Source organism: Ralstonia sp. VS2407 (assembly GCF_052950655.1).
Window position 1 is genome coordinate 1 of record NZ_JBRFVG010000174.1, and the last position, 501, is coordinate 501.

Annotated in this window: 1 protein-coding gene; it reads left to right on the forward strand. The window is 70.1% G+C overall.

Features of this window, described 5'->3' with window-relative positions:
- The coding region (locus ACU8YE_RS24470) for a (2Fe-2S)-binding protein (protein WP_446929981.1) at positions 1–333 on the forward strand (333 nt) is incomplete at its 5' end.
- Between the last annotated feature and the right edge of the window lie 168 nt (positions 334–501).

Here is a 501-nt window from a genome sequence, read left to right on the forward strand (position 1 = left end):
GTGCTCGTCGACGGGCAGGCCACGCGTTCGTGCGTCGTGCCGGCCGCCGCCGCGCACGGACGCGACGTCACGACGCTGGAAGGGCTCGGGTCGTGCGACGCGCCCCATCCGATCCAGCGCGCGTTCATCGACGAGCAGGCCGCGCAATGCGGGTATTGCCTGAACGGGATGATCATGAGCACGAAGGCGCTGCTCGATCGCAATCCCGCGCCCGACGATGCGGCGATCCGGGATGCGCTGCGCTTCAACCTGTGCCGTTGCGGCACGCATCTGGAGATCATTCGCGCGGTGCATCGCGCCGCACGCTATCTGCGAGGCGGCGATGAAGCATGACGCAGGTTTGCCCGTGGCGCCGGCGCGCGTGACGGAACCGGCGCCGCCCGATGACGCGGCCGCCGACGCATCGCGCCCGCATCGCGCGTGCTACGCGTGGCCGATCGGCGCTGCGTACACGCATGCATCGTTCGATATCGAAACACGGACCGCGCCCGACGGCCGGAT